Consider the following 24,766-nt stretch of genomic DNA (forward strand, 5'->3'; position numbering starts at 1 on the left):
CATGAACGTTGGGCCTGCCATTGTGGCGCTACTCGGCCGGCGTGTTGTCGCCGGTGCGCGCGCGCAGCACGGTGGCGGCAATACCGCTGCCCACGATGAGCAGGATGCCGGCCCAGGCGATGAGCGGCAGCTCGTCTCCAAACACCGCAACGCCGTAGATGGCGGCAAAGATCAGGCCGGTGTATTGCAGGTTGGCCACCACCAGCGTGCCGCGCGCGGACGGCGAGCGCGCGTAGGCCAGCGTCATGCACAGCTGGCCGCCGGCGGCCAGCAGCCCCAGGGGCAGCAGCCACAGCCCGGGCCAGCCGGGCCAGGGCGAGGTGCCGGTGAACGGCAGCGCGGCGCCGCCGGCCACGGCGCAGCCGAGCGCGAAATAGAACACCGTGCGCGCCTCGGGCTCGCCCAGGCGCGACAGGGCCACCACCTGCATATAGGCCAGCGCCGTGGCCATGCCCGAGACCATGCCGACGATGCCGGCAAAGCCCTGGCTGCCCTCCAGGCTGGGGCGCATCATCAGCAGGATGCCGCCAAAACCCACCAGCACGCACAGCACCAGCGGTATCTGCAGCGGCGGGCGCGGCTGCTCGGCGCTGGGGCGCCAGGAGAGCAGCGTGCCGCCGACTAGGAAGGCGGCAATCCACAGGCTGCTCATGTAGTTGAAGGTCATGGCCGTGGGCAGCGGCAGCTGGCCGATGACGTAGAACCAGCAGCCCAGCGAGGTCACACCGATCAGGCTGCGCCAGGCATGCATGCCGGGGTAGCGCGTGGCCAGGCTCACGCCCTGGTGTCGCGCCAGGGCCCACAGCACGGCCATGCTGATCAGGCCGCGGTAGAACACCAGCTCGGCGGCATTGAAATGCGCCGACGCCAGCTTGATGCAGACCCCCATGCTGGCGAACAGGAAGGCCGCCAATACCATCCACAGCGCTTGCATGGAAATTTGGTTTTGAAAGAAAAAAGCCGCCAGCGCTTATGTATCAAGCGCTGACAGCTATTATTTTTATAGTTAATTCGTGCTCAGCCACGCGGCACCGCGTCACCAAGCCGCGCGCGGTACCACTCGTGGAAATGCTGCATGCCGTCTTCCATGGGGCTCTGGTAGGGGCCGACCTGGTTGTCGCCGCGCGCCAGCAGGGCGCGCCGGCCGGCGTCCATGCGTTCGCCGATCTCGTCGTCCTCGATGGCGGTCTCCATGTAGGCGGCCTGCTGCGCCTCGACGAATTCGCGCTCGAAGGCGGCGATCTCCTCGGGGTAGTAGAACTCCACCATGTTCATGGTCTTGTCCACGCCCATGGGGTAGAGCGTGGAGACGGTGAGCACATGCGGGTACCACTCGACCATGATGTGCGGGTAGTAGGTCAGCCAGATGGCGCCGCGCTTCGGTAATTCGCCGCCCTGGTATTTCAGTAGCACCTCGTGCCACTTCTTGTACACCGCCGAGCCGGGCTTGCCGAAGGAGGGCGCCACACCCACGGTCTGCACCGAGTAGTCCTTGGCAAACTGCCACTGCAGGTCGTCGCAGGTGACAAAGTTGCCCAGGCCGGGGTGGAAGGGGCCGACGTGGTAGTCCTCCAGGTAGACCTCGATGAAGGTCTTCCAGTTGTAGTTGCACTCGTGCATCTCCACCTTGTCGAGCACATAGCCGTCGAACGACAGCTCGGACGCCACGCCCATGCCCGCCAGATCAAAGGCGATGTCGCGGCCGTTGTCCTCGAACAAAAGGCCGTTCCACTCGCGCAGGCCGTAGCTGGGCAGGTGCAGGCCGGGGTCTTCGGCGAAATGCGGTGCGCCCAGCAGCTCGCCGCTGCAGGAATAGGTCCAGCGGTGGATGGGGCAGACGATGTTGCCGCCGGCATGGCCCGCTCCCTCGGTGTTCAGGTTGCCGCGCCCCTGCAGCATGATGGCCTGGCGGTGGCGGCAGCAGTTGGAGAGCAGCTCGATGCTGCCATCGGGCTTGCGCACCAGCGCGCGCCCGCCTTTTTCTTGCGGCAGCACGTAGTAGTCGCCCGGCTCGGGGATGGCATGGGCATGGCCGACATAGCGCGGCCCCTGCTGGAACAATAGCTCGCGCTCGCGCTGCAGCAGCGCGGCGTCGAAGTAGCTGGAAACTGGTAGTTGGCTTGCTGCCTGCTGCAGTTGAAGACTTAAATCAGACATGGGTGACCTGACCTAAAGACTCCCCACAGGGAGGGTGCTTGTACGCACGGGCTGGAAAAAACGAAACCGGCCAGAGAAATACTCCATAGCCGGTTCGTATCGAAGGAATGGGATTATAGGTGGTGGGGTTATTTCCGCAGCCAGCGTACTGGTATTGAATAAACGTGGTGTGTGGGCTGTGACGGCGGCTGCCGCCCCGTTTTTGACGTAGCGCCTAAAATTGCGGGTTTTTACTTGCGCGCCAGGCGCCACACCACCCATGCCCAAGGCCGCCGCCGCCCCAGCCCCACAGTCCGAACCCGCCAGCTACGAGGCTGCGCTGGAGGAGCTTGAGCAGCTCGTGGCCCGCATCGAGTCGGGCCAGCTGCCGCTGGAGCAGATGCTGGCCGGCTACCAGCGTGGCGCCGTGCTGCTCAATTTCTGCCGCACGCGCCTGGAGGCCGTGCAGGAGCAGATCAAGGTGCTTGACGAGGGGGCGCTGCAGCCATGGACGCAGGAGTGATGCATACCGCCAACCATGACTTTGCCGGCTGGATGCGCGCGCAGCTGGCGCAGGTCGAGTCCGGCCTGTCGCGCTGGGTGCGGCTGGATGCGCCCGCCGGCCTGGGCGAGGCCATGCGCTACGCCGTGCTCGACGGCGGCAAGCGCCTGCGCCCGCTGCTGGTGCTGGCCGCGCGCGATGCCGTGGGTGGCCAGGCCGAGGCCGCCCTGCGCGCCGCCTGCGCGGTGGAGCTGATCCACGCCTATTCGCTGGTGCATGACGACATGCCCTGCATGGACAACGATGTGCTGCGCCGCGGCAAGCCCACGGTGCATGTGCGCTTTGGCCAGGCCCGGGCGCTGCTGGCCGGCGACGCGCTGCAGGCCCTGGCCTTCGAGCTGCTGACCCCCGAGGACGGCGTGCCGCCCGCCATGCAGGCGCGCCTGTGCCGCCTGCTGGCCCAGGCCGCGGGCGCCGACGGCATGGCCGGCGGCCAGGCGATCGACCTGGCCAGCGTGGGCCGCAGCTTGAGCGAGCATGAGCTGCGCCACATGCACCGCCTGAAGACCGGCGCGCTGCTGCAGGCCAGCGTGGTCATGGGCGCGGCCTGCGGGGCGCCCGGCCCCCAGGCCGAGCAGGCCCTGGCGCAATATGGCGCGGCCCTGGGGCTGGCCTTCCAGGTGGTCGATGATGTGCTGGACGTGACGCAGGACTCGGCCACGCTGGGCAAGACCGCCGGCAAGGACGCCGCCAGTGACAAGCCCACCTATGTCTCGCTGATGGGCCTGGCCGCCGCCCAGGCCCATGCCGAGGAGCTGCGTGGCCAGGCGCATGCGGCCCTGGCCGCCAGCGGCCTGTCGGACACGCGTGCGCTGGCGGCCCTGGCCGACATGGTGGTGCGCCGTTCGCACTGAAATGGGGTTTGAACAAAATAGGCTTGCAGCGCTTATCTGGAAAGCGCTAATAGCTATGGAAACAAGAGCTTATGTCCACGACGAATTACCCGCTGCTTGAACGCGTGAACGACCCGGCCGACCTGCGCCGCCTGCCGCGCACCGAGCTCAAGAGCCTGGCCCATGAGCTGCGCGCCTTCGTGCTGGAGAGCGTCTCCAAGACCGGCGGGCATCTGTCGTCCAACCTGGGCACGGTGGAGCTGACCGTGGCGCTGCACGCCGTGTTCGACACCCCGCGCGACCGCCTGGTGTGGGATGTGGGCCACCAGACCTATCCGCACAAGATATTGACCGGCCGGCGCGAGCGCATGGCCAGCCTGCGCCAGCTCGGCGGCCTGTCGGGCTTTCCGCAGCGCGCCGAGAGCGAGTACGACACCTTTGGCACGGCGCATTCCAGCACCAGCATCTCCGCCGCCTTAGGGATGGCCCTGGCCGCCAGGCAAAAGGGCGAGGACAGGCACGCCATCGCCATCATCGGTGACGGCGCCATGACCGCCGGCATGGCCTTCGAGGCGCTGAACAACGCCGGCGTGGCCGACTGCAATCTGCTCGTCATCCTGAACGACAACGACATGAGCATCAGCCCGCCGGTGGGCGCGCTCAACCGCTACCTGGCGCAGCTGATGAGCGGGCAGTTCTACGCCACCGCCAAGGGCGTGGGCAAGAGCGTGCTGAAGAACGTGCCGCCGCTCCTGGAGCTGGCCAAGCGCCTGGAGCAGCAGGCCAAGGGCATGGTGGTGCCGGCCACGCTGTTCGAGAAGTTCGGCTTCAACTACATCGGCCCCATCGACGGGCATGACCTGGATTCGCTCATCCCCACGCTGGAGAACATCAAGGGCCTGAAGGGCCCGCAGTTCCTGCATGTGGTCACCAGGAAGGGCCAGGGCTACAAGCTGGCCGAGGCCGACCCGGTGGCCTATCACGGCCCGGGCAAGTTCGACCCGAAGATCGGCCTGGTCAAGCCCGCCACGCCAGCCAAGCAGACCTTCACCCAGGTCTTCGGCCAATGGCTGTGCGACATGGCCGCCAAGGACCAGCGCCTGGTGGGCATCACGCCGGCCATGCGCGAGGGCTCTGGCATGGTCGAGTTCCACCAGCGCTACCCTGGCCGCTACTACGACGTGGGCATTGCCGAGCAGCATGCCGTGACCTTTGCCGCAGGTATGGCCTGTGAGGGCGTGAAACCGGTGGTCGCCATCTACTCCACCTTTTTGCAGCGTGCCTATGACCAGCTGATCCACGACGTGGCACTGCAGAACCTGCCGGTCGTCTTTGCCCTGGACCGCGCCGGCCTGGTCGGCGCCGACGGCGCCACGCACGCCGGTGCCTATGACATCGCCTTCATCCGTTGCATCCCCAACATGAGCCTGGCCTGCCCGGCCGACGAGCGCGAATGCCGCCAGCTGCTCACCACAGCCTACGAACAGGATCATCCCGTGGCCGTGCGCTACCCGCGTGGCAGCGGCGCGGGCGTGGCACCGCTGGCCACGCTGGACGGCCTGCCCTTCGGCAAGGCAGAGGTTCGCCGCCAGGGCCGGCGCATCGCCATCCTGGCTTTTGGCACGCTGCTCTACCCGGCGCTGCAGGCGGCCGAGAAGCTGGACGCCACCGTGGTCAACATGCGCTGGGCCAAGCCGCTCGACACCGAACTGCTGCTGCAGGTGGCGGCCGAGCACGAGGCGCTGGTGACGGTGGAGGAGGGCTGCATCATGGGCGGCGCCGGCAGCGCCGTGGCCGAGGCCCTGCACGCCGCCGGCGTGCAGCGCCCGCTGCTGCAGCTGGGCCTGCCCGACACCTTCATCGAGCATGGCGACCCGGCCAGGCTGCTGGCCCTGCAGGGGCTGGACGCGGTGGGGATGGAACTTACGATTGCCCAGCGTTTTGGCGCTGCGCCGCCCGCCGCGCTGTCTCGCGCCGTGGCATGAGGATGCGGGGCCGTCCGGCGTGCAGCCTGCCCGTTCGGGCACTGCACACCGGACTTCAGCCAGCCATTCAGGTGGCTTTATCGCCTGACGGCAATCGCGCCAATTTCCACCGATACGTCCCGGGGCAGACGCGCGACCTGAACCGTTGCGCGTGCCGGAGGGGTCGTTGGGAAGAAGGTCGCATAGGTTTCATTCATCTTCCCGAACTCGTTCAGATCCTTCATGTAAACGGTGGTCGAGACGACGTTCGCCAATGTCAAACCCTCCGCGGCGAGTACCGTGCGGATATTGCTGAGCACCATGCGGGTTTGATCCTCAATGGATGCGTCTTTCAGCAAGGCGCCGGTCTTAGGGTCGATTGGCAATTGACCAGATACATAAACCGTATGACCAGCACTAATGCCGTGTGAATATGGGCCAATGGCTTTTGGCACGTCGGTTGGTACCACGGCGCGTATGCCATGTGCGCACCCGACCATGGAGCTGACGGCAACGGCGCAAATTGCCAACACAGAGGCGGTTCTATATTTCATTGGATTCATTTTTTGTTCCTTGGGTTGTTGAAATATACGGTAATTGATCAGGCCATCTTGCCCGACAGAGTCCACATCGCATCCACCAGGGCATCAATTTCATCCGCATTGGTCCACAAATGGGTGGAAATGCGAATGCCATAATGGTCTGCGGCTGCTCCAATCACGGGGAAGTTGACATTCCGGATGATGAAACTAGGCGTGTAGTCACTGGCCATGCGAGCGACAAAATCGCTGGATTTCTTTGAATCCATGACATCTGCCGGATTGCGGAAGGGGTTAAAGCAGGTCAATGCGCAGGTGAGCTTGGGATCGTCCTTCGGTGAATACAGCGAGTTGATGCCCCAGCGCTCAACAATCTTTTCCTTCAGGTAGGCAGACATGGTCGTAACGTAGGTTTGTATCTTGGCACGCCCGATGCCGTCCCAGACCTCGCACGACTTGACCAGGGCATTGAACATTGGTGTGTGGACACTGCCGCAACTGGTGACGCTGGCTGCGACGTCATAGAACGCATTCGCCCTGTTGGCAAGGGCGGCCGCGTTGTAGGAGCTGGTGTGCACCGGGAACCACTTGGGCAGCGGCAGCGGGTTCGAGGAGCGAACCTTGTTGCGGATGATCAGAAAACCGGTGGAACCAGGGCCGCATTGCCATTTATGGCCAGCGCCGGACATGAAGTCCATGCCGAGTGCGCCATAGTCGTACTGCATCATGCCGGGCAGGTGTGCGCCGTCAACGATACTGATCAAACCATGAGCCTTGACCACGCCCATCAATTCCGCCATTGGCAGCAGGGTGCCAGTCTTGTAGGTGGGTGATGACCACATCATCGCGCGCACCCGCTTGCCCTGGGCTTTGAGCTGGCGCACCCGCTCGTCAAACAAATTGGTGTAAGTTGCGGCAGTCTGATTGTTCCCGGTCGGCATCGGGATCATCGAAACCTCGATGCCATAGCGCGCCACGGCGATGTTCAGCGGGGTCAGGCCGCCACCGTGTTCATGGTTGGTGGTCACCACCACGTCGCCGGGCTGCCAGTCCAGCCCCAGAATCGCGTGGCACATGCCAGAAGAGGTATTGGCCGATATGGCCAATTCGTCATAATCGACGCCAAAGGTCGGTGCCAGCTTCTTGCGCAGATCGGCAAAATTGCTGTATCCGTTCAAACTGTCTCTGGCCTTTGCAAGATTATCGGCGGCGAAGGTGTCCAGGGTGGGTTGCGGCATGGAGCCTGCAGTGCCAATATTCATGAAATATTTGGCAGGGTTGAGCACGAACATGCCATCGACATTTTTCCAGAATGCCGTATCGCGCACCAATTCAGCACGCAGCTGTTCTGCTGCAGTCTGACCATTTGCACCACCGCAGGCTGTCATCAATGGCCCAAGAGCGGCCGCGCCTGCGCCGTAACCCAGCATGCGGAGAAAATCCCTGCGTTTGGATGACCAATTTTCTGTTGCCAATGTTTCCGGGGTAATCGCCGTACAGTTTTGTACGCTGGCTTCAACTTGTACTGAAGACATGGGGGATCTCCTGGGGTTGGTTGCAAATGGAATGGGTGCAAACTGGCTGATCACAAGAGTGTTGCACCTTGGAAAAGTCTATTTAGGCGATTGATAAAAGTTGCTAGTTGTTTACCCTTACGCAAACTTTACATATTCAACGATATGTACCTGTATGTAAAAAAATGTATGGATGGGTCGTGGGATTTACGAGTAGCCCCGGTGTAAATACTGTTTTTCGGCGGCAATAATAAATTACACTTTGCGGGCTCTCGTGGTGGCTGGTGACCCCTGGCACCGCGGAGTGTTGTTCGGTGATCAATACATACATAGGAGATTCCACTCATGGATCGTCGGTCCCTCATCAAAAATGCCGGTATCGCTGGCGTGCTGGCCGCTGGCATGGCACCCGCGGTGCATGCACAAGCCGCTGTACGCTGGCGCCTGGCTACCTCGTTCCCCAAGGCGCTGGAGACCCTGCACGGCGCGGCCGTGAAGTTTTCTGAAACCGTCAAGGCGCTTTCGGGCGGCAAGTTCGAGGTCTCGGTACACGCCGCGGGCGAGCTGGTGCCGGCGTTCGGCATCGTCGACGCGCTGGCCGACGATTCGATCGAGATGGGCGAGACCGCCGCCTACTACTACACCGGCAAGGACCCGGCCTTTGCCTTCGGTTGCGCCGTGCCGTTTGGTTTTACGCCGCAGCAGATCCAGGCCTGGAAGCTGTATGGCAACGGCCACAAGCTGATGGACGAGTTGTATGGCAAGTACAACTTCTTTGGCCTGAGCGCGCTCAACACCGGCACGCAGATGGGCGGCTGGTACCGCAAGGAGATGAAGTCGGTTGCAGACTTCAAGGGCCTGAAGATGCGCCTGGGCGGCGGCGTGTTCGGCGAATCGATGGCCAAGCTCGGCGTGGTCGCGCAGAACATGCCCGGCGGCGATGTCTACCAGGCGCTGGAGAAGGGCACGCTGGACGCGGCCGAGTTCGTCGGCCCCTACGACGACGAAAAACTCGGTTGGAACAAGGTTGCCAAGTACTACTACTACGGCGCCTGGTGGGAAGGCGGCGCGGACCTGGAGTTCTTCATCAACAAGAAGGCCTTCGCCAAGCTCTCGCCCGAGAACCAGGCCATCGTGCATGCGGCCGCATCCGTGGCCTATACCGACGGCACGTCCAAATACCTGATGCTCAACCCGATCGCGCTCAAGAAGCTGGTTGCTGGCGGCACGCAGCTCAAGCGCTTCGACAAAGCCATCGTCCAGGCCGGCTTCAAGGCCGCGCAAGAGGTCTATGCCGAGCACAGCGCCAAGGATGCCTTCTTCAAGAAGGTGTTCCAGGACATGCGCACCTTCCAGCGCGACCAGATTCTGTGGAACCGTATTTCGGAACTGGCCTACACCCAGGACATCGCCGGCCTGAAGCTGTAAACCGACTCTGGTGGGGGGCGCTAACGCCTCCCGCAGCCAGAAAAAAGCCCCGTGCCATGAATGTGGCCGGGGCATTTTTCATGGTCGCGCCCGGGAGGGCGCGGCTGCAAAGTTAGGGCTTGCCGACGGACTGCTCCAGGGCCTTGACCGGGTCGTCTTCCGGCGCTGCGGGCGCGCCTTCGGTGGCGCCGGGCTCTGGCAGTGCGCTGCCGGTGTCGGCGGGCGCTGCGGTGTCGGGGCTGCCGATCCCAAGGTCTAGCTCGGGCTCTGCTTCCTCTTCGTTGAGTTGCTCCAGCATCTGCTCGCCCACGGCCTTCATATCTACGTTGACTTGCTTGTCCAGGTTGCTCGTCACCAGGCCGGGGAAGGCGATCAGGATGGCGACCATGGACAGCTGCAGCAGCAGGAAGGGAATGGCGCCCTTGTAGATCTGCATCGTCGTCACCGGCGCCATGGTTTTGCCGGTCACAGCATCGACATAGGGCTTCTCGGGCGCCACCGAGCGCAGGTAGAACAGCGCAAAGCCAAACGGTGGGTGCAGGAAGGAGGTCTGCATGTTCACGGCCAGCAGCACGCCGAACCAGACCAGGTCGATGCCCATCTTGTCGGCAATGGGCGCGAGCACCGGCACGACGATGAAGGACAGTTCGAAGAAGTCCAGGAAGAACGCCAGCACGAAGATCATGACGTTCACGAAAATCAGAAAACCGAGCTGGCCACCGGGCAGCTTGGCCAGCAGGTGCTCGACCCACACCGGGCCGTCGGCGGCCTGGAACACCATGCTGAAGATGGTGGCACCGACCACGATGAACATCACGAAGGATGACAGCTTGGTGGTGGTGTTGAGCGCCTGCTTGAGCAGTGACATGTTGATGCGATGACGCATGGCAGCCATGATGAGTGCGCCCATGGCGCCCATGGCGCCGCCCTCGGTGGGCGTCGCCACGCCCAGGAAGATGGTGCCCAGCACCAGGAAGATCAGCAGCAGCGGCGGAATGAGCACAAAGGTCACGCGCTCGGCCAGCTTGGACAACAGGCCCAGGTGGGTGAGCTTGTTGACAACGGCGATCAACCAGGCCAGGAAGCTGCCGCCGCACATGGCGACAACGATTTTTTCGTCCTTGGGCACGAACTCCACCGGTTTGCCCTGCCACCAGGTATGCACCGCCTCCATATGTTCGGCCAGGAACACGGCGGCCAGGGTGGACAGCAGTGCCAGCACCCCCAGCGACAGGTAGCCCGAGCTGCCGTTGGGCTCGCGGAAGGCGCGCGCCTCGGGCGGCAGCGCCGGCACCATCCTGGGCTTGAAGATGGCGAGCGCGAACACCCACAGGATGTACAGCCCCATCAGCGCAAAGCCGGGGATGAAGGCGCCCTTGTACAGGTCGCCCACGCTCTTGCCCATCTGGTCGGCGAGTACGATCAGCACCAGCGACGGCGGGATGATCTGCGCCAGCGTGCCCGAGGCGGCGATGACGCCGCTGGCCAGGCTGCGGTCGTAGCCGTAGCGCAGCATGATGGGCATGGAGATTAGGCCCATGGAGATGACGGACGCGGCGACCACGCCGGTGGTGGCCGCCAGCATGGCACCCACCAGCACCACGGCCAGCGCCAGGCCGCCACGCAGCGGGCCGAAGACCTGGCCGACCGTCTCCAGCAGATCCTCGGCCATGCCGCTCCTCTCAAGAATCAGGCCCATCAGCGTGAAGAAGGGCACGGCCAGCAGCGTCTCGTTGGCCATGATGCCGATCAGGCGCTGGGGCAGCCAGGAAAAGATGGCGGAGGTGAAGACGCCCAGCTCGATGCCCAGCAGGCCAAAGAACAGGCCGGCCGCGCCCAGGCTGAACGCCACAGGGAAGCCGAGGATAAGAAAGACGATCAGCCCGGCGAACATCACCGGGGCGAAATTGGCAGCAATGAATTCCATGATAAACAAGGCTCCGCGTGCGCTTTAGGGGGCTTTGCCGGCTGCGGCCTGGTGCTGGCGCAGGGCTTCAACGAGTTCTTCTTCCGCACTCTTGGCGTCGGCCTTGACGGTGGGGTCGGGCCCCAGGCCCTTGAGGAAGGCCACGCACTTGATGAGCTCGGACCAGCCCTGCAGCAGCAAGAGCGCAAAGCCCGCCGGCAGCGCCACCCACACCGGCCAGCGGATCAGGCCCCCGGGGTTGGGCGACATCTCGCCCGTGGCGTAGCGCTCGGCGACGATGGGGATGCACAACCAGATGATGAGCACGCACACAGGCGTCAAAAACAAGATCACGCCGAGGATCTCAATCCAGATCTGGACCTTCTTCGGCAAGTGACTGTTGAGCACGTCGATGCGCACATGCTCGCGGTTGAGCAGGGTGTAGCCCGCTGCAATCAGGAACGACCAGGCAAACAGGTACCACTGCACCTCAAGAAAGCCGTTCGAGCTGGTGTCAAACACCTTGCGCACCACAGCGTTGGCGGCACTGATGAAGGTGGCGGCAAAGATCAGCCAGATGCTGTATTTGCCGACGAAGGTGTTGAGTCTGTCTATGGCCCGGGATAGGGCGAGTAAGGCCTGCATGGAGTCTCCTGAAAAAGGCCAGGGATGAGCACGCGCGGGGATGGTGCACGGGTCATATAGTCACGGTACATGTGCGCCACATTGGCGGCATCCGCGCAAGACAGCCACCTATGCTGACCTGTTGCGGGTGGCTATTTTACGGAGATACGAGTCCTGTTACCCACCGCCGTGCTGGCGGATTACCCGTATAGACGCCGCCCCGTTACTACTATTTTGATAGTCCCTGTTCAGGGCGCGGCGGCCGGGCGCGTCTGCTGGTCTTCGGCGGCGCTGTCGGGGTGGGTGGTGGCTGCCTCGTCCGCGTCTTCCGCCAGGCCGTCGGCAGCGCCGTCCATGGCTGTATCAGCGGCACCATTGGCCAGCGCCTGGCGCACTGCCGCCTTGTCGCCCGCTGGGGCGAACTTGCTGTACTTGCCCAAGAGGCCCACCAGCTGGCCGTAGATGCGCGGCGAGCCGGCCAGGCATTCGCGCTGTTCCATGAAGTCGGCCTCGCCGGTGAAGTTGCCCACCAGGCCGCCGGCCTCGGTCACCAGCAGGCTGCCGGCGGCCACGTCCCAGATCGACAGGCCGGACTCGAAGAATCCGTCGCAGTAACCGGCGGCCACATAGGCCAGATCCAGCGCGGCGGCGCCGGGGCGGCGCAGGCCGGCGGTGCGCGGCATCAGCTCGGCCATCATGGCCATGTATTGCTTGAAGTTGTCGCCCGGGCGGAAGGGGAAGCCGGTGGAGACCAGGCAGTCCTTGAGCTGCGTGCGCTTGGAGACGCGGATGCGCCGCTCGTTCAGAAAGGCGCCGCGCCCGCGCGTGGCGGTGAACAGGTCGTTGCGCGAGGGGTCGTAGACCACGGCGTGCTCCACCTTGCCCTTGAAGGCCATGGCGATGCTGACGCAATACACCGGAAAGCCGTGGATGAAATTGGTCGTGCCGTCCAGCGGGTCGATGATCCAGACGTAGTCCGAATGCTTGGCGCCATGCTCGCTGCCGGATTCCTCGGCCAGGATGCCGTGGCCGGGATAGGCGGTGAGCAGGGTTTCGATGATGGCGCGCTCGGCCGCGTGGTCCACCTCGGTCACAAAGTCGTTGATCTGCTTTTGCGAAATGCGCACCGCCTCGACATCGAGGGCCGCGCGGTTGATGAGGGCGCCGGCGGCGCGGGCGGCCTTGATGGCCACGTTGAGCATGGGGTGCAGATTGGACGACATAGGTTGTGACTAAGGAGCGGAGGGCGGCTCGTGGCCGGGGCATGCGGCCGGCGATGCGGGCGCAAAGCGCGCATTTTAGCCGCGCCCCCAAATCCTGCGCAGTGCGGGTGGCTGCGGCGACAATCACCGGCTCTTTCATCCCCACTGCGCCATGAGAACCCGTTTCATCCTCATCCACACCAGCCATGCCGGCAACGTGGGCGCGGTCGCGCGCGCCATGAAGACCATGGGCTTTGACGACCTGGTGCTGGTGGCGCCGCGCTGGGCGAATGTGCTGCGCAAGGATGAAACCATACAGCGCGCCAGCGGCGCCCTGGATGTGCTGGCCCAGGCGCGCATCGTGGCCACGCTGGACGAGGCGCTCGACGGCATGAGCCACCTGTGCGCCACGGCCATGACGCCGCGCGACTTCGGCCCGCCCACGCGCACGCCGCGCGAGCATTTTGATTTGCTATTGAAAGGTGAGCTGTCTGCGCTTGATGGTAGGGCGCAAGAGGCTAATTTTGCTGAAAACTATTCGTCCGAATCCGGCGTCGCCTTCCTGTTTGGCTCCGAGCGTTTCGGCATGGCCAACGAGGATGTCTATCGCTGCCATGTGGCGCTCAGCATTCCCACCAATCCGCAGTTTGGCTCGCTGAACCTGGGCGCCGCGGTGCAGGTCATCGCCTACGAATGGCGCCAGGCCCTGGGGGCTTACAACGCGCCCGAGTCCGCGCCGCAGGGCGACCGGGCCGACGCCGCGCAGGTGGCCGGCATGCTGGCGCACTGGGAGCAGGCGCTGGCGGCGATCGGCTTTCTGGATCCGGCCGCGCCCAAGAAGCTCATGCCGCGGCTGAACCAGATGTTCAACCGCGCACAACTCACGCAGGAGGAAATCCATATCCTGCGCGGTGTCGCCAAATCCATGCTGCAGGCCGCACGGCCAAACGGCTAGACTTCAAAGCCTTTTTTGTCACCGCCACAGCCCTTCATGCTTGCCCGCCTGCAATCGGACATCCAGTGCATCCTTGACCGCGACCCGGCGGCGCGCTCGCGCTTCGAGGTCGTCACCTGCTACCCGGGCCTGCACGCCATCTGGCTGCACCTGCCCGCGCACTGGTGCTGGACGCATGGTTTCAAGTGGCTGGGGCGCTTCATCTCGCACCTGGCGCGCTGGTTCACGGGTATAGAGATCCACCCCGGCGCCGTGATCGGCGAGCGCGTCTTCATCGACCACGGCATGGGCGTGGTGATCGGCGAGACGGCGGTGGTGGGCGACGGCTGCACCATCTACCACGGCGTCACGCTGGGCGGCACCTCGCTCTACAAGGGCGCAAAGCGCCACCCCACGCTGGGCCGCGACGTGGTGGTGGCGGCGGGCGCCAAGGTGCTGGGCGGCTTCGAGGTGGGCGACGGCGCAAAGATCGGCAGCAACGCCGTGGTCATCAAGCCTGTGCCCGCCGGCGCCACGGCTGTGGGCATACCGGCGCGCATCATCCCGTCCAAGGAAGGCCAGAGCGCCGACGTGACCGAGCCGCACGGGCAGGAGGAAGCCAAGTTCAGCGCCTATGGCGTGACCGCGCAGCAGGACGACCCCCTCACCCAGGCGATGCGCGGCCTGATCGACAGCGCCGCCGGTCAGGAGCACCAGATCGCGCTGCTCTGGCAGGCCATAGAAAAGCTCTCGCAGACCACGCCCCAGGGCCAGGACTGCGTGCCCGGCGACGCCGCGCTCAGCGGGCATTTCCCGGCCGCCAAGCTTAATGACATCATCGGCAAGTAGCCGCCGACAGGAGAGACCATGGACGTAACCCAGGCCCTGCGCCAGCGCCGCTCGGTGCGCGCCTTTCTGCCCGACGCACCGCCCGCCGCCCTGGTGCAGACCCTGCTGCAAGAGGCTGCCCAGGCCGCGTCCGGCGGCAATCTGCAGCCCTGGCGCGTTGTGGCGCTGACGGGTGAACCCCTGCGGCAGGTGCTGGCCGCCGTGGCCACGGCGCCGGCCGAGGACGCGCCGACCAACCAGTCCTACCCGCCCAGCCTGTGGGAGCCCTACCGCACGCGCCGTTTTGCCAATGGCGAGGACCTGTACCGCACCCTGGGCATACCGCGCGAGGACAAGGCCGCACGCCTGGAGCAACTGGCCAAGAACGCCGAGTTCTTTGGCGCGCCCGTGGGCATCTTCGTCTGCGTGGACGAGCGCATGGGCCTGCCGCAATGGGCCGACCTGGGCATCTATCTGCAGTCCCTGATGCTGCTGGCCGTGCACCATGGCCTGGCGACCTGCGCCCAGGGCTTCTGGCGCCGCTACGCCGGCACGCTGCAGCGCCAGCTGGCCCTGCCCGAGCCCTATCACGTGGCCTGCGGCGTGGCCCTGGGCTACGAGGACGAGGCCGCGCCCATCAACGCGCTGCGCTCCACGCGCGCGCCCTGGGCCGACTGGGGCGAGCTGCGCGGCTTTGACTGAGATATGTTGATAGCGCCTCGCGCTTGTTTGGCGAGGGTTTTAACTCCCTCTCCCGCCTGCGGGAGAGGGGGAAATGACGGCCAGCCCTTGGACGGCAGCCTGCAGCGCCCGCCATGCCATCACGGCTTGATGGCGATCTTCAGCACCCCGTCGCGCTGGTGGGCAAACAGGTCATAGGCCTCCACGATCTCGTCCAGCCGGCGCTGGTGCGTCACCAGCACGCCCAGATCCAGGCGATTCGCGGCAATCACGTTCATCAGGCGGCGCATGCGCTCCTTGCCGCCGGGGCAGAGCGCGGTGCGTATGGTGTGATCGCCCAGGCCGGCGGCAAACTGCGCCAGCGGAATGGACAAATCCTCCGAATACACCCCCAGGCTCGACAGCGTGCCCCCGGGCCGCAGCACCTGCATGGCCTGGGCAAACGTGGCCTGGGTGCCCAGGGCCTCGATGGAGCTGTCGGCACCCTTGCCGCCGGTGAGCTTCATCACCTCGGCCACCACGTCCACGTTGCGGAAGTTCAGCGTTACGTCGGCGCCCATCTTTTTGGCGACTGCCAGGCGCTGGTCATTGCCGTCCACGGCGATGATGGTCGTCGCCCCCAGCAGGCGCGCGCCGGCCGTGGCGCACAGGCCTATCGGGCCCTGCGCCAGCACCACCACGGTGTCGCCAATGCGGATGTTGGCGTTCTCGGCGCCCTTGAAGCCGGTGGACATGATGTCCGGGCACATCAGCACCTGCTCGTCCGTCAGGCCATCGGGAATGGGCGCCAGGTTCGCCTGGGCGTCCGGCACCAGCACATATTCGGCCTGCGTGCCGTCGATCAGGTTGCCAAAGCGCCAGCCCGCCGTGGCCTTGTAGCCGTGGCAGCCACATTGACCGCGCGGCACAAGATAGCTGCCGTCCTGGCTGGGCGCGCCGTCCTGCGCGGCGTAGCTGTTGAAGTTGGGGCAGATGGCGCCGGCAATCACGCGCTGGCCCTCCTGGTAGCCCTGCACGGCGCTGCCCAGTTTCTCGATCACGCCCACCGGCTCATGGCCCACGGTCAGGCCCTTGGCGACCGGGTACTCGCCCTTGAGGATGTGCACATCCGTGCCGCAGATGGTGGTGGTGGTGATGCGCACCAGCGCGTCGTTGGGGCCCACGTCGGGTATGGGCTTGTCGGCCAGCTCGATGCGGCCCTTGTCCACAAAAACGGCAGCTTTCATCATGGCGGTCATGGTGGCACTCCTTTCGTGTGAAAGGATCACCATAGGCCATGGAGGTGGCCGCCGGCTTACATCGCAGCGGCCTGCTCGGGTATCACCGCGCGGGCGTAGGCCGCATGGCCGACTTGGGGCGAAACGCCTTGCAGAGCTCGGGCCGGGTCTCCAGGTAGGGTCCGCCTATCAGGTCGATGCAGTAGGGCACGGCGGCAAAAATGCCCGGCACCAGTTGCGCGCCGGCCTCGTCACGCAAGCCCTCCAGCGTCTCGGCAATCGCCTTGGGCTGGCCCGGCAGGTTGATGATCAGGCTCTTGCCGCGTATCACCGCCACCTGGCGCGACAGGATGGCCGTGGGGACGAATTTGAGCGAGATCTGGCGCATCTGCTCGCCAAAGCCCGGCATCTCCTTGTCGGCCACGGCCAGCGTGGCCTCGGGCGTCACGTCGCGCAGCGCCGGGCCGGTGCCGCCGGTGGTCAGCACCAGCGAGCAGCCGGCATCCACCAGCTCGATCAGGGTGGCGCTGATGCGCTCTTTGTCGTCGGGGATCAGGCGCGGCTCGAAGGTGATGGGGTTGTGCAGCGCGCGCTTGAGCCAGTCGTGCAGCGCGGGCAGGCCCTTGTCCTCGTAGTCGCCGCTGCTAGCGCGGTCGCTGATGGAGACGATGCCGATCTTGACTGGCGCGTACTCATGGGTGCTATGGGGCATGGCCGTCCTCCTCGTCATTGGTGTCACTCGGGTCTTCATTGTGGCCCTGTGCGGCGCCCATTTGTTCCCGTACCAGCTGGAACAGCTCGCGGAAGGCGCGGCCCTTGCGCGGCGCCAGGCCCTGCGAAACGGCGGCCTTGTCCTCGGGCGGCGCGTCCTTGCGCGCCTGGCGTATCAGCGCGCGCAGCTGCTGCGTGTCCGTGTCGGGGAACTGCTGCATCCACGGCGCCAGGGCCTCGTCACCGGCAATCAGGCGGTCGCGCCAATGCTCGGCCTGGTGCAGGGCCAGCTTCTCGGCGGCCGAGCCGCTGTGCTGCTCCTCCAGCGCGGCCTGGATGGCGGCCACGGCATCGTCGTCCAGCTTGCGCATCAGCTTGCCGACAAACTGCATCTGCCGGCGCTTGCCCTCGAAGTTGGTGATGCGCCGGGCCTCGGCCAGCGCGTCCTGCAGCTTTTCGGGCAGATCCAGGCGCGCAAACAGGTCGGTGCGCAGCGTGAGCAGCTCGGCGCCCAGCTTCTGCAGCGCATCCATCTCGCGCTTCAGGTCGGTCTTGGTGGCACCCGTGGTGCCCTTGAGTTCGGCCTTGTACTGCAGGTCCAGCTCGCTGCCTTCGGCGACGAACTGGCCCCTGACGAAATAGCCTTTTTTGGGTTTGCGTGACATGGTGGGGCAGGGAGGGGCGCTGCGTCGCAACGGCGGCCGCCCTGCGGTGATTTGAGCGGCAAGTATCATAGCCGCCGCTATGAATACACCCAGCTCCCGCGCCCAGAGCGCCGCCCCCGCACAAACCACCAACCAACCCGAAAGCGGCTTCAGCTACACGCGCGAATTCTTCGCCGGCCTGGTGGACCATGCCCTGGCGCACGCCAAAAAGCTCGGCGCCAGCGACGCCGGCGCCGACGCCTCGGAGGGCTGCGGCCTGTCCGTCAACGTGCGCAAGGGCGAGCTGGAGACCGTGGAGCGCAACCGCGACAAGTCCCTGGGCGTGACCGTCTACCTGGGCCACCGGCGCGGCAACGCCAGCACGTCCGACTTCTCGCCCGCCGCCGTCGAGCGCACCGTGCAGGCCGCCTACGACATCGCCCGCTTCACCGCCGAAGACCCCGTGGCCGGCCTGCCCGACGAGGCCGACATCGCCCCCGCCGACACGCACCGCGACCTGCAGCTATTCCACCCCTGGGCCATCACCAGCGAAGAGGCCGCGCAGCTGGCGCTGCAATGCGAGGCCGCCGCCCTCAAGACCCACAGGCGCATCACCAACAGCGAGGGCGCGGGCGTGTCGGCCCAGCAAAGCCACTTCTTCAGCGCCCACACGCGCGGCTTTCGCGGCGGCTATGCCAGCTCGCGCCACAGCATCTCGGTGGCGCCCATCGCCTCGCTGCCCGGGCGCAATGGCGAGATGCAGCGCGACGCCTGGTACAGCTCCGAGCGCAACGCCACCGACCTGGCCGCCCCCGAGGCCGTGGGCCGCTACGCCGCCCAGCGCGCCCTCGCCCGCCTGGGGTCACGCAAGATCCCCACCACCGAATGCCCGGTGCTGTTCGAGTCGCCCCTGGCCGCCGGCCTGCTGGGCAGCTTTGTCCAGGCCGTGAGCGGCGGCGCGCTGTACCGCAAGACCAGTTTTTTGGTCGATTCGCTGGGCAAGCCGGTGTTTGCCAAGCACATCGATGTGAGCGAAGACCCGTTCATCCTGGGCGGCAAGGGCAGTTCGCCCTACGACGAAGAGGGTGTGCGCGTGGCGCCGCGCCAGGTGGTCCAGCGCGGGCGCGTGCAGGGCTATTTCTTGAGCACCTATTCGGCACGCAAGCTGGGCATGAAGACCACCGGCAACGCGGGTGGCTCGCACAACCTGGTGCTGTCGTCGCGCCTGACACAAGCCGGCGACGACCTGGACGCCATGCTGCAAAAACTGGGCACCGGCCTGTTCGTCATCGAACTCATGGGCCAGGGCGTGAACTACGTGACGGGCGACTACTCGCGCGGCGCCAGCGGCTTCTGGGTGGAAAACGGCCGCATCGCCTACCCCGTGCATGAGATCACCATCGCCGGCAACCTCAAGGACATGCTGCGCGGCATTGAAGCCGTGGGCGCCGACAGCTACACCTACGGCGCCAAGACCGTGGGCTCCATCCTCATCAATCGCATGAAGGTGGCGGGCAGCTAATTTTTGCGCGGCTGTTTCTCCCTCTCCCGCAGGCGGGAGAGGGCAGGGGTGAGGGTGGATGCCAACAAGAACCGCCTTGCCCGAACCACCCCCTCACCCCCACCCTCTCCCCCAAGGGGGCGAGGGAGTGAAATGCACTGCCAAACAAGCGCTACGTGCTATCAAAAATGGGTATGTGCCGGCCTCAGGGGCCCAATCACGACGCCCCCGGTATTCCTCCCTCCCCCTCCGGGGGAGGGCAGGGGTGGGAGCCGGCGAACCCCAAGCAGCCAAGCCGGCAGGATGCCGGCGCTCCCGGCCCCCACCCCAATCTTTCCCCGGAGCTGGCACGCCTCGAAGAGCTGCCCGGCTGGGCCAACACCGTCATCGGCGATCTCTTGAGTGAAGTCACCCGGCTTGATGAACGCATCACCGAGTACGACCGCCACATCGCCCTCATGGCCCGCCACAGCACCCAGGCGCAGCAGTTGATGCAACTCGGCGGTATTGGCCAGACCACCGCCATGGCACTCATCAGCACCGTGGGCAATGGCCACGACTTCGCCTGCGGGCGCAGCTTCAGCGCCTGGCTGGGCCTGGTGCCCGGGCAATACAGCTCGGGCGGCAAGCAGAGATTGGGACGCATCACCAAAGCCGGAGACGCCTACCTGCGCAGCCTGCTGGTGATGGGAGCCAGAGCGGTGCTTGCCGCTGCCATGAACACCCGCACGCCCAAGCAAGACCCCATCAGCCGCTGGGCCCGCAGCCTGGCCGAGCGCCGGGGCTACTGGCGCGCCGTGGTGGCCATTGCCGCCAAGAACGCCCGCATGTGCTGGGCCGTGCTGCAGCGCGGGGAGGCCTTCAAGATGCCCGCGTGAGCTGGGCCGGCTACGCAACAGACACCAGAACAAGCTGACAGATCAGAAATCCGCCGCGTGAAGGCAGTCGTTGATGTGCAAAAAAGGACCTGCGCCGGGGAATGCTCGGTTAACTCAAGGGGACTCATGGGAGCCATCCCAAAGCCCGACTAACGAATGGAGCCCCCGGCGCGCGTCTTTCATCAGGGTTTGCTGCCAACCAGAAGGCAGCGTAATGACCGTTTGTAGTCACGCCGTCCGCACCGTTTGCCAAGAAGCATCGACGCGCTGCATGCACAAGGCTGGGAGCTGATCTGAAATTGACGAAAACCATGCCTGGGTTGATCGCTGTGCGATCAACCCAGGGAGAGGTATTGCTTGCAAAGGTGGGGAAGCCCTTGTAGCGCCCTGAGTTCAGCCGCCGCGTAGCGGTCGGCTGCGACGAAATGTTAGGTTTCTGATTTTTATTTGTAGGGGACGGAGTTTGTGCGAGTCTTATTTGGCACTATTGGCAGCAAGAACCATTCGCGGAAGCAATTGTGAAACCCCCGCTGGCTTCTGAGTTTCTGAATTCCTTTCCATCAACCAAAATTCGTACTCTTATGTCTCCATATGATTCTTTATTTTGCGCGGATATATATAAAAAATCACCGCTTTTAGCGGAAATGGTTTTCCTCCATGGAACTGAGGCATCTTCTTGTTGCGAACCTCCTTGTGCATTTTGGTATGTTAGTGACGCTTTGCTGGTGCTTCCATCGACATGATATGTTATCGAGTGGGTTGAAGAACTAGATGTTCCGATACTACCACCACTAGAAATAAATGAAAAAACTGCCCATCCTATTAATCCAGCAACCACCAACGTTCCGATTCCTGTTTTCTTTGGAACTTTAGCGCCGCATTTAGGGCATGATGCCGCAGTGTTGCTAACATCATTCCCGCATTCTTTACACTTCATAAGCGCCATAAATTATTACTCCTTGAAAACCTAACCCTGAGTTCAGCCGCCGCCATAGGCGGTCGGCTGCGACGCAAAGTTAGAAAGAAAATGCGCTCACCAAGGAGAAAACCGCCATGGTTTATTGTGCGCCTCGCCCTCAAACGATCTGGGTACCTCTATGTTGAAATTGGGGATATCATGTGTAATTTCTTGAATCATCAGGTTGCGTTTTTCCAAGTCGATCATTGCGTGATCAATTTGTTGCATTAAACAGTCTTTTCGTTTATTTTTTGGCCATCTCTGACGAGTTGGATTATTGAGCAAAATCATAAATATCATAAGCGCAGACCTGTTGTAATGGCATATATTGCTCTGAAGTTCACCATCGACATTGATATCGGCACCACTGCCGTGAACTATTTTACTCCGGCAACTATATGCTTTCTTTAAATTATTGAATACTGTCAGTGTGTCCGAGAAAATTGGACTCAGTATAAAGGCTGCCCTGAGGGCTAGTTTGTAACTGATATCTGTTGAGCCATCATTAAATAGCGCTTCCATGCTGATTATGGATTTTATAAGTCCTTCATCGCTGTATGCCGATGAAATTTGAGATTCATAGAAAAAATCTAATGATAGCCGAAGGAACTTATTTTCCGTTATTGTTATTTGATACAAGTCATGAATTCTTGATATCTCGGATAAATATTTAATTACATGAGGCTGAATTGCTTTAATTGCTTCGTCAGGAATAACAGGTCGAAACGTTATATCAAGCTCTGGCTTCGTCCCAAGTTCGGATTTTGATCGAATACTCGCACCGCTGCCTCCAGAGTATGTAACTCGATTAAGAGATATTAGCGCTGCAAATTGGAGGTATCTACTAAGTTGTTGCTTGCCTCTATCCAGGTCGTCTACTCCGAGAACATACGCTTTTAATTTTCCTTCTCTAGTAGTCAGGAGAATATTTTCATCACTTAACTGTACTTTTTGTTGAAGAGAGATCCCTGGGGGCAGTAATCCTTCAATTATGTAATTCCATTGAAATAGCGGTTTCGTCATATAATTATTCTAACGCCTTGAGTTCAGCCGCCGCCGTAGGCGGTCGGCTGCGACGAACAGTTAGAGCAGAGAAATGGCTGGCAATGTATTTGGCGGATTGATTTCAATGGCATTCCATATGTCCGCCTGGGAAAACCGTGCATGGCTTTCCGGTTTGATTGTTGATGACCGTTCTAGGATGGCTTGGCGTGTTTTGGTTGTTAATGATAACCCTTGTAGGCTCTGGCATATTTAACATTGATCGCAATTTTAGACACTCTGCTCCCTCACGACGTTTTTTATTAGTGATCGTATTCTTTTCCATATCGCAACGTCGCGTTTGCTCTGATACGGTGACGTCATAACGAACGCCCGGCGGAGCGGACTGACCTTGCACTGGCTGCGGTCGTGTGAGTTGTTCGTTAAGTTGTTGCTCGCGGCGTAAGGCTTGCTGTTGTAGTTTCCGGTTCTCCGCCTCAAGTGCCTGCAAGCGCTCTTGGTAGATTTGTTCCGGATCTTTCTTTTCTTGAATTAATACTCCCGTCGATCCGGCTTGACAAGGAGCATCAGAGAATATAGTGCGACCATTGACGATGCATTTGTAAACTTGGGCATACCCTGTTGTCATTGCAAACGCAAGAAAGAGGAATGCAAAGATCTTTCGTTTTTTCATGTTTATCAACTCTAACGCCTTGAGTTCAGCCGCCGCCGCAGGCGGTCGGCTGCGACGAAATGTTAGACATTTGCGCCTGATGAGATTGTGCGAGAGCAATGGCAGACTGAATGGCTGCACGGGCTTGCGGACTATTTTTCCAACACGTTGAGCCAACAATTGAGGATGCTTTTGAAACAATATCAAGAGCATTGGCTTTGCTCAAATGCGCTAAAGATTCATACCCCATTTGTTCAAGACGAGCCACAACTGTAGGGCCAATGCCTTTGACAGCAAGGAGGGCTTTTCTTTCAGATGGCAGGAATGGCATCGCAGGCTCCAAAAATATCTAACGCCCCGAGTTCACCGGATGCGAAGCAGTCCGGTGCGACGAATTGTTAGAACTGAAAGATTTAAATGAAAAACAAATGGACACCAACAATAACCAAGGGTGCCCCATGGACACCCGGCCCATGGAAGTTAGGGCAGGCACCCCATGGGCACTGCCGAATTTATGCATCGCAAGAAACGCATGCAATAGCAAGGACGTATGGAAAAGAATTAAACGGCATTGGCGTTTGTGAATTGACCGGGCCAAAGAATCAAGCTGATGCGGTTGCAATTAGTGAATTGCCAGTGCTACTAGAAATTGCGGCAAGGCTACAGGCTTTTATGGCTGCAAGAGGAAATGAACTCCCGAGGGGAAAAGGCGAATTTGATTTACTCGTAGCTGTCAAATTATCTGGCGACGTATTTGACCGAATAATTGAGGCAACAAGCTAACGCTTGAATTCAGCGGCTGCCGAAGGCAGTCCGCTGGAATGATGGGTTAGGCACTGATGATAGATGAGCGCGCGAACACGAAGCAGAAACACTGCGGAAACAACAGCTTTGACCCTGCGCAACTTTTCCAGGCGAAGCCCGCCCACTTGCTCCATACAAATTAATCAGCCTCTGATTCAGTAACCATATCACCAACTACTCCCCATACGTAGTCGTATTTCTCGCCAGTAGGGCATTCAGTAGTAAACTTACGAAGGATATCTATATTAAGACGAACTAATTCTTTAGGTGAGTTACGTTGAACATCCATGCAGAACTGTAGTTCAGAATTCTTCAAATTACGACGATCAACATGATTTTCAGCGGGCTTGTATTGGCTAGTAAGAGGCTCTTCGGATTCTGCAGTTTTAAATCCATCTTTTAAATCGACCTGCCCTGGATCACGTTGATTACGAACTGATTCAATAATTCGTTTGGTATCATTAAACTTGCGGGAAGCATTACAAGTATTGAGATACTGATTCAACTCTTCTTCGGTTGCCTGATTGGTTTTGATTGGGTCATCATATACATGAAAGATCTTACCCTCACCATTGATAACGCGACGTTCGACTTGAGCATTCCAAGATATTTGTTCAATCTTATTGCAGAGAGGGCTTTTATTGAGATACTCATTAATTTCAGGAATGGCTTCTACCATACCTTGAAGTAGCTTGGGGCTAGTGCCTTCCTGAGCATCAAAAATAACCTTAAATTGATTGCTATCCTCATCTATAAATGGGACTGCAATAAATGTTGCTTGAAATACTTTTTCCTGACCATTAGATGCAATCTTCTTACCAGCCGAATCCTCATATGTGGCCGAGAGACGTAGTGCATATGAATTGGCGCAAATTTTACGACCTTGATCATCCTTACCGATATTATTGGCGCCAACTAGTTGAAATACACTGGATCCATTGCTCAACACTGGAGGCTCTATTACTCCAGTTTGCGAATTAGCAAGAGTTGAATAAATAATATTCCGGATTTGATCAGAATCACATTTAAATGCAGCTGATACTGAGACAGGCTCGCTTGAGCCAGCGAGTCCCACCTTCTTGTCACCACATGCAGCAAGTGTTAATGCACCAATGCTAATGACGACATATGTAAGAAGCTTGACAATTTTCCCCATTTTATAACATCCAATCATCTATATGAACAAGAGAAACTAATTTTCCCCATCGCTGCTTGCGTACGACTGGTAATTGCTGGAGGCTAACGTCC

At 61.5% G+C, this 24,766-nt stretch carries 24 protein-coding genes and 1 pseudogene; 10 read left to right on the forward strand and 15 right to left on the reverse strand.

Annotated features, from left to right (window positions below; all coding sequences use genetic code 11):
* Window positions 1–28: 28 nt before the first annotated feature.
* Both P4826_RS17975 and P4826_RS17980 read right to left on the reverse strand, forming a co-directional pair.
* Complete coding sequence (locus P4826_RS17975; protein ID WP_317701715.1) at window positions 29–934, reverse strand: DMT family transporter; 906 nt, start codon at window positions 932–934, stop codon at window positions 29–31.
* An 83-nt stretch (window positions 935–1,017) separates the two neighbouring features.
* The gene (locus P4826_RS17980; RefSeq protein WP_317701716.1) at window positions 1,018–2,157 is read right to left on the reverse strand and encodes an aromatic ring-hydroxylating oxygenase subunit alpha; all 1,140 of its coding nucleotides are present in this window, start codon (window positions 2,155–2,157) and stop codon (window positions 1,018–1,020) included.
* 259 nt (window positions 2,158–2,416) lie between these two features.
* Here P4826_RS17980 and P4826_RS17985 point away from each other — a divergent pair, with 259 nt between their 5' ends.
* From P4826_RS17985 to dxs, 3 genes are all read left to right on the forward strand, one after another.
* The gene (locus tag P4826_RS17985) at window positions 2,417–2,659 is read left to right on the forward strand and encodes an exodeoxyribonuclease VII small subunit (protein WP_317701717.1); all 243 of its coding nucleotides are present in this window, start codon (window positions 2,417–2,419) and stop codon (window positions 2,657–2,659) included.
* Window positions 2,659–3,552 (forward strand): polyprenyl synthetase family protein, encoded by an 894-nt coding sequence (locus P4826_RS17990; protein WP_317701718.1) that lies wholly within the window; start codon window positions 2,659–2,661, stop codon window positions 3,550–3,552. The genes P4826_RS17985 and P4826_RS17990 overlap by 1 nt, the downstream gene beginning before the upstream one ends.
* A gap of 71 nt (window positions 3,553–3,623) precedes the next feature.
* Window positions 3,624–5,516 (forward strand): 1-deoxy-D-xylulose-5-phosphate synthase, encoded by a 1,893-nt coding sequence (gene dxs / locus P4826_RS17995; protein ID WP_317701719.1) that lies wholly within the window; start codon window positions 3,624–3,626, stop codon window positions 5,514–5,516.
* Between the two features lie 77 nt (window positions 5,517–5,593).
* Here the strand turns inward: dxs and P4826_RS18000 are convergent, their stop codons facing one another.
* Both P4826_RS18000 and P4826_RS18005 read right to left on the reverse strand, forming a co-directional pair.
* The gene (locus tag P4826_RS18000; protein WP_317701720.1) at window positions 5,594–6,058 is read right to left on the reverse strand and encodes a Rid family detoxifying hydrolase; all 465 of its coding nucleotides are present in this window, start codon (window positions 6,056–6,058) and stop codon (window positions 5,594–5,596) included.
* 38 nt (window positions 6,059–6,096) lie between these two features.
* On the reverse strand, window positions 6,097–7,569 hold the full coding sequence (locus P4826_RS18005) for an aminotransferase class V-fold PLP-dependent enzyme (protein WP_317701721.1): 1,473 nt from the start codon (window positions 7,567–7,569) through the stop codon (window positions 6,097–6,099).
* A 324-nt stretch (window positions 7,570–7,893) separates the two neighbouring features.
* On the opposite strand from P4826_RS18005, the gene P4826_RS18010 reads away from it, so the two are divergent.
* Window positions 7,894–8,976 (forward strand): TRAP transporter substrate-binding protein, encoded by a 1,083-nt coding sequence (locus P4826_RS18010; RefSeq protein ID WP_317701722.1) that lies wholly within the window; start codon window positions 7,894–7,896, stop codon window positions 8,974–8,976.
* Between the two features lie 112 nt (window positions 8,977–9,088).
* Here the strand turns inward: P4826_RS18010 and P4826_RS18015 are convergent, their stop codons facing one another.
* The 3 genes from P4826_RS18015 to P4826_RS18025 form a co-directional block, all read right to left on the reverse strand.
* A complete protein-coding gene (locus P4826_RS18015; protein WP_317701723.1) occupies window positions 9,089–10,903 on the reverse strand; it encodes a TRAP transporter large permease in 1,815 nt (604 codons plus the stop codon).
* A 24-nt stretch (window positions 10,904–10,927) separates the two neighbouring features.
* Window positions 10,928–11,527: a TRAP transporter small permease subunit gene (locus P4826_RS18020; RefSeq protein WP_317701724.1), complete on the reverse strand. Its 600-nt coding sequence runs from the start codon at window positions 11,525–11,527 to the stop codon at window positions 10,928–10,930.
* A gap of 227 nt (window positions 11,528–11,754) precedes the next feature.
* A complete protein-coding gene (locus P4826_RS18025) occupies window positions 11,755–12,729 on the reverse strand; it encodes an inositol monophosphatase family protein (protein WP_317701725.1) in 975 nt (324 codons plus the stop codon).
* Between the two features lie 151 nt (window positions 12,730–12,880).
* On the opposite strand from P4826_RS18025, the gene P4826_RS18030 reads away from it, so the two are divergent.
* Genes P4826_RS18030 through P4826_RS18040 form a run of 3 tightly spaced genes read left to right on the forward strand, consistent with a single transcriptional unit; the run spans window position 12,881 to window position 15,172 of the window.
* On the forward strand, window positions 12,881–13,663 hold the full coding sequence (locus P4826_RS18030) for an RNA methyltransferase (protein ID WP_317701726.1): 783 nt from the start codon (window positions 12,881–12,883) through the stop codon (window positions 13,661–13,663).
* 36 nt (window positions 13,664–13,699) lie between these two features.
* Complete coding sequence (gene cysE, locus P4826_RS18035) at window positions 13,700–14,491, forward strand: serine O-acetyltransferase (RefSeq protein ID WP_317701727.1); 792 nt, start codon at window positions 13,700–13,702, stop codon at window positions 14,489–14,491.
* 18 nt (window positions 14,492–14,509) lie between these two features.
* Window positions 14,510–15,172: a nitroreductase gene (locus P4826_RS18040; protein ID WP_317701728.1), complete on the forward strand. Its 663-nt coding sequence runs from the start codon at window positions 14,510–14,512 to the stop codon at window positions 15,170–15,172.
* Between the two features lie 119 nt (window positions 15,173–15,291).
* On the opposite strand, the gene P4826_RS18045 is transcribed toward P4826_RS18040, so the two are convergent.
* The 3 genes from P4826_RS18045 to yjgA form a co-directional block, all read right to left on the reverse strand.
* On the reverse strand, window positions 15,292–16,389 hold the full coding sequence (locus tag P4826_RS18045) for an NAD(P)-dependent alcohol dehydrogenase (protein ID WP_317701729.1): 1,098 nt from the start codon (window positions 16,387–16,389) through the stop codon (window positions 15,292–15,294).
* Window positions 16,390–16,471: 82 nt separating this feature from the next.
* Window positions 16,472–17,080, reverse strand: coding sequence for a molybdopterin adenylyltransferase (gene mog / locus P4826_RS18050; RefSeq protein WP_317701730.1), 609 nt, complete (start codon window positions 17,078–17,080; stop codon window positions 16,472–16,474).
* Window positions 17,070–17,744 carry a ribosome biogenesis factor YjgA gene (yjgA, locus tag P4826_RS18055; RefSeq protein WP_317701731.1) on the reverse strand — a complete coding sequence of 225 codons (675 nt, stop codon included), beginning with the start codon at window positions 17,742–17,744 and terminating at the stop codon, window positions 17,070–17,072. The genes mog and yjgA overlap by 11 nt, the downstream gene beginning before the upstream one ends.
* 79 nt (window positions 17,745–17,823) lie before the next feature.
* On the opposite strand from yjgA, the gene pmbA reads away from it, so the two are divergent.
* The gene (gene pmbA, locus P4826_RS18060) at window positions 17,824–19,245 is read left to right on the forward strand and encodes a metalloprotease PmbA (protein ID WP_317701732.1); all 1,422 of its coding nucleotides are present in this window, start codon (window positions 17,824–17,826) and stop codon (window positions 19,243–19,245) included.
* A 323-nt stretch (window positions 19,246–19,568) separates the two neighbouring features.
* A pseudogene (locus tag P4826_RS18065) lies at window positions 19,569–20,102 on the forward strand (IS110-like element ISPa29 family transposase); the annotation flags it as partial.
* Between the two features lie 484 nt (window positions 20,103–20,586).
* On the opposite strand, the gene P4826_RS18070 reads toward P4826_RS18065, so the two are convergent.
* The 4 genes from P4826_RS18070 to P4826_RS18085 form a co-directional block, all read right to left on the reverse strand.
* On the reverse strand, window positions 20,587–21,048 hold the full coding sequence (locus P4826_RS18070) for a zinc ribbon domain-containing protein (protein WP_317701733.1): 462 nt from the start codon (window positions 21,046–21,048) through the stop codon (window positions 20,587–20,589).
* A gap of 87 nt (window positions 21,049–21,135) precedes the next feature.
* The gene (locus P4826_RS18075) at window positions 21,136–22,083 is read right to left on the reverse strand and encodes a HEPN domain-containing protein (RefSeq protein ID WP_317701734.1); all 948 of its coding nucleotides are present in this window, start codon (window positions 22,081–22,083) and stop codon (window positions 21,136–21,138) included.
* A gap of 103 nt (window positions 22,084–22,186) precedes the next feature.
* Window positions 22,187–22,735: a DUF4124 domain-containing protein gene (locus P4826_RS18080; protein ID WP_083766782.1), complete on the reverse strand. Its 549-nt coding sequence runs from the start codon at window positions 22,733–22,735 to the stop codon at window positions 22,187–22,189.
* A gap of 25 nt (window positions 22,736–22,760) precedes the next feature.
* The gene (locus tag P4826_RS18085; RefSeq protein WP_317701735.1) at window positions 22,761–23,045 is read right to left on the reverse strand and encodes a helix-hairpin-helix domain-containing protein; all 285 of its coding nucleotides are present in this window, start codon (window positions 23,043–23,045) and stop codon (window positions 22,761–22,763) included.
* An 86-nt stretch (window positions 23,046–23,131) separates the two neighbouring features.
* Here P4826_RS18085 and P4826_RS18090 point away from each other — a divergent pair, with 86 nt between their 5' ends.
* Window positions 23,132–23,497 (forward strand): hypothetical protein, encoded by a 366-nt coding sequence (locus P4826_RS18090; RefSeq protein WP_317701736.1) that lies wholly within the window; start codon window positions 23,132–23,134, stop codon window positions 23,495–23,497.
* Between the two features lie 160 nt (window positions 23,498–23,657).
* Here P4826_RS18090 and P4826_RS18095 read toward each other — a convergent pair whose 3' ends face one another.
* The gene (locus P4826_RS18095; RefSeq protein ID WP_317701737.1) at window positions 23,658–24,674 is read right to left on the reverse strand and encodes a hypothetical protein; all 1,017 of its coding nucleotides are present in this window, start codon (window positions 24,672–24,674) and stop codon (window positions 23,658–23,660) included.
* Window positions 24,675–24,766: the final 92 nt, after the last annotated feature.

It is taken from the genome of Diaphorobacter limosus, from assembly GCF_033100095.1.
In the GTDB taxonomy this organism is placed as follows: domain Bacteria; phylum Pseudomonadota; class Gammaproteobacteria; order Burkholderiales; family Burkholderiaceae_C; genus Alicycliphilus; species Alicycliphilus limosus.

Excerpts from the sequence above, each read along its gene's own strand:
- P4826_RS17975 (WP_317701715.1), bottom strand. The coding sequence starts at position 934 with ATGCAAGCGCTGTGGATGGTATTGGCGGCCTTCCTGTTCGCCAGCATG.
- P4826_RS17980 (WP_317701716.1), bottom strand. The coding sequence starts at position 2,157 with ATGTCTGATTTAAGTCTTCAACTGCAGCAGGCAGCAAGCCAACTACCA.
- P4826_RS17985 (WP_317701717.1), top strand. The coding sequence starts at position 2,417 with ATGCCCAAGGCCGCCGCCGCCCCAGCCCCACAGTCCGAACCCGCCAGC.
- P4826_RS17990 (WP_317701718.1), top strand. The coding sequence starts at position 2,659 with ATGCATACCGCCAACCATGACTTTGCCGGCTGGATGCGCGCGCAGCTG.
- dxs (WP_317701719.1), top strand. The coding sequence starts at position 3,624 with ATGTCCACGACGAATTACCCGCTGCTTGAACGCGTGAACGACCCGGCC.
- P4826_RS18000 (WP_317701720.1), bottom strand. The coding sequence starts at position 6,058 with ATGAATCCAATGAAATATAGAACCGCCTCTGTGTTGGCAATTTGCGCC.
- P4826_RS18005 (WP_317701721.1), bottom strand. The coding sequence starts at position 7,569 with ATGTCTTCAGTACAAGTTGAAGCCAGCGTACAAAACTGTACGGCGATT.
- P4826_RS18010 (WP_317701722.1), top strand. The coding sequence starts at position 7,894 with ATGGATCGTCGGTCCCTCATCAAAAATGCCGGTATCGCTGGCGTGCTG.
- P4826_RS18015 (WP_317701723.1), bottom strand. The coding sequence starts at position 10,903 with ATGGAATTCATTGCTGCCAATTTCGCCCCGGTGATGTTCGCCGGGCTG.
- P4826_RS18020 (WP_317701724.1), bottom strand. The coding sequence starts at position 11,527 with ATGCAGGCCTTACTCGCCCTATCCCGGGCCATAGACAGACTCAACACC.
- P4826_RS18025 (WP_317701725.1), bottom strand. The coding sequence starts at position 12,729 with ATGTCGTCCAATCTGCACCCCATGCTCAACGTGGCCATCAAGGCCGCC.
- P4826_RS18030 (WP_317701726.1), top strand. The coding sequence starts at position 12,881 with ATGAGAACCCGTTTCATCCTCATCCACACCAGCCATGCCGGCAACGTG.
- cysE (WP_317701727.1), top strand. The coding sequence starts at position 13,700 with ATGCTTGCCCGCCTGCAATCGGACATCCAGTGCATCCTTGACCGCGAC.
- P4826_RS18040 (WP_317701728.1), top strand. The coding sequence starts at position 14,510 with ATGGACGTAACCCAGGCCCTGCGCCAGCGCCGCTCGGTGCGCGCCTTT.
- P4826_RS18045 (WP_317701729.1), bottom strand. The coding sequence starts at position 16,389 with ATGACCGCCATGATGAAAGCTGCCGTTTTTGTGGACAAGGGCCGCATC.
- mog (WP_317701730.1), bottom strand. The coding sequence starts at position 17,080 with ATGCCCCATAGCACCCATGAGTACGCGCCAGTCAAGATCGGCATCGTC.
- yjgA (WP_317701731.1), bottom strand. The coding sequence starts at position 17,744 with ATGTCACGCAAACCCAAAAAAGGCTATTTCGTCAGGGGCCAGTTCGTC.
- pmbA (WP_317701732.1), top strand. The coding sequence starts at position 17,824 with ATGAATACACCCAGCTCCCGCGCCCAGAGCGCCGCCCCCGCACAAACC.
- P4826_RS18070 (WP_317701733.1), bottom strand. The coding sequence starts at position 21,048 with ATGGCGCTTATGAAGTGTAAAGAATGCGGGAATGATGTTAGCAACACT.
- P4826_RS18075 (WP_317701734.1), bottom strand. The coding sequence starts at position 22,083 with ATGACGAAACCGCTATTTCAATGGAATTACATAATTGAAGGATTACTG.
- P4826_RS18080 (WP_083766782.1), bottom strand. The coding sequence starts at position 22,735 with ATGAAAAAACGAAAGATCTTTGCATTCCTCTTTCTTGCGTTTGCAATG.
- P4826_RS18085 (WP_317701735.1), bottom strand. The coding sequence starts at position 23,045 with ATGCCATTCCTGCCATCTGAAAGAAAAGCCCTCCTTGCTGTCAAAGGC.
- P4826_RS18090 (WP_317701736.1), top strand. The coding sequence starts at position 23,132 with ATGAAAAACAAATGGACACCAACAATAACCAAGGGTGCCCCATGGACA.
- P4826_RS18095 (WP_317701737.1), bottom strand. The coding sequence starts at position 24,674 with ATGGGGAAAATTGTCAAGCTTCTTACATATGTCGTCATTAGCATTGGT.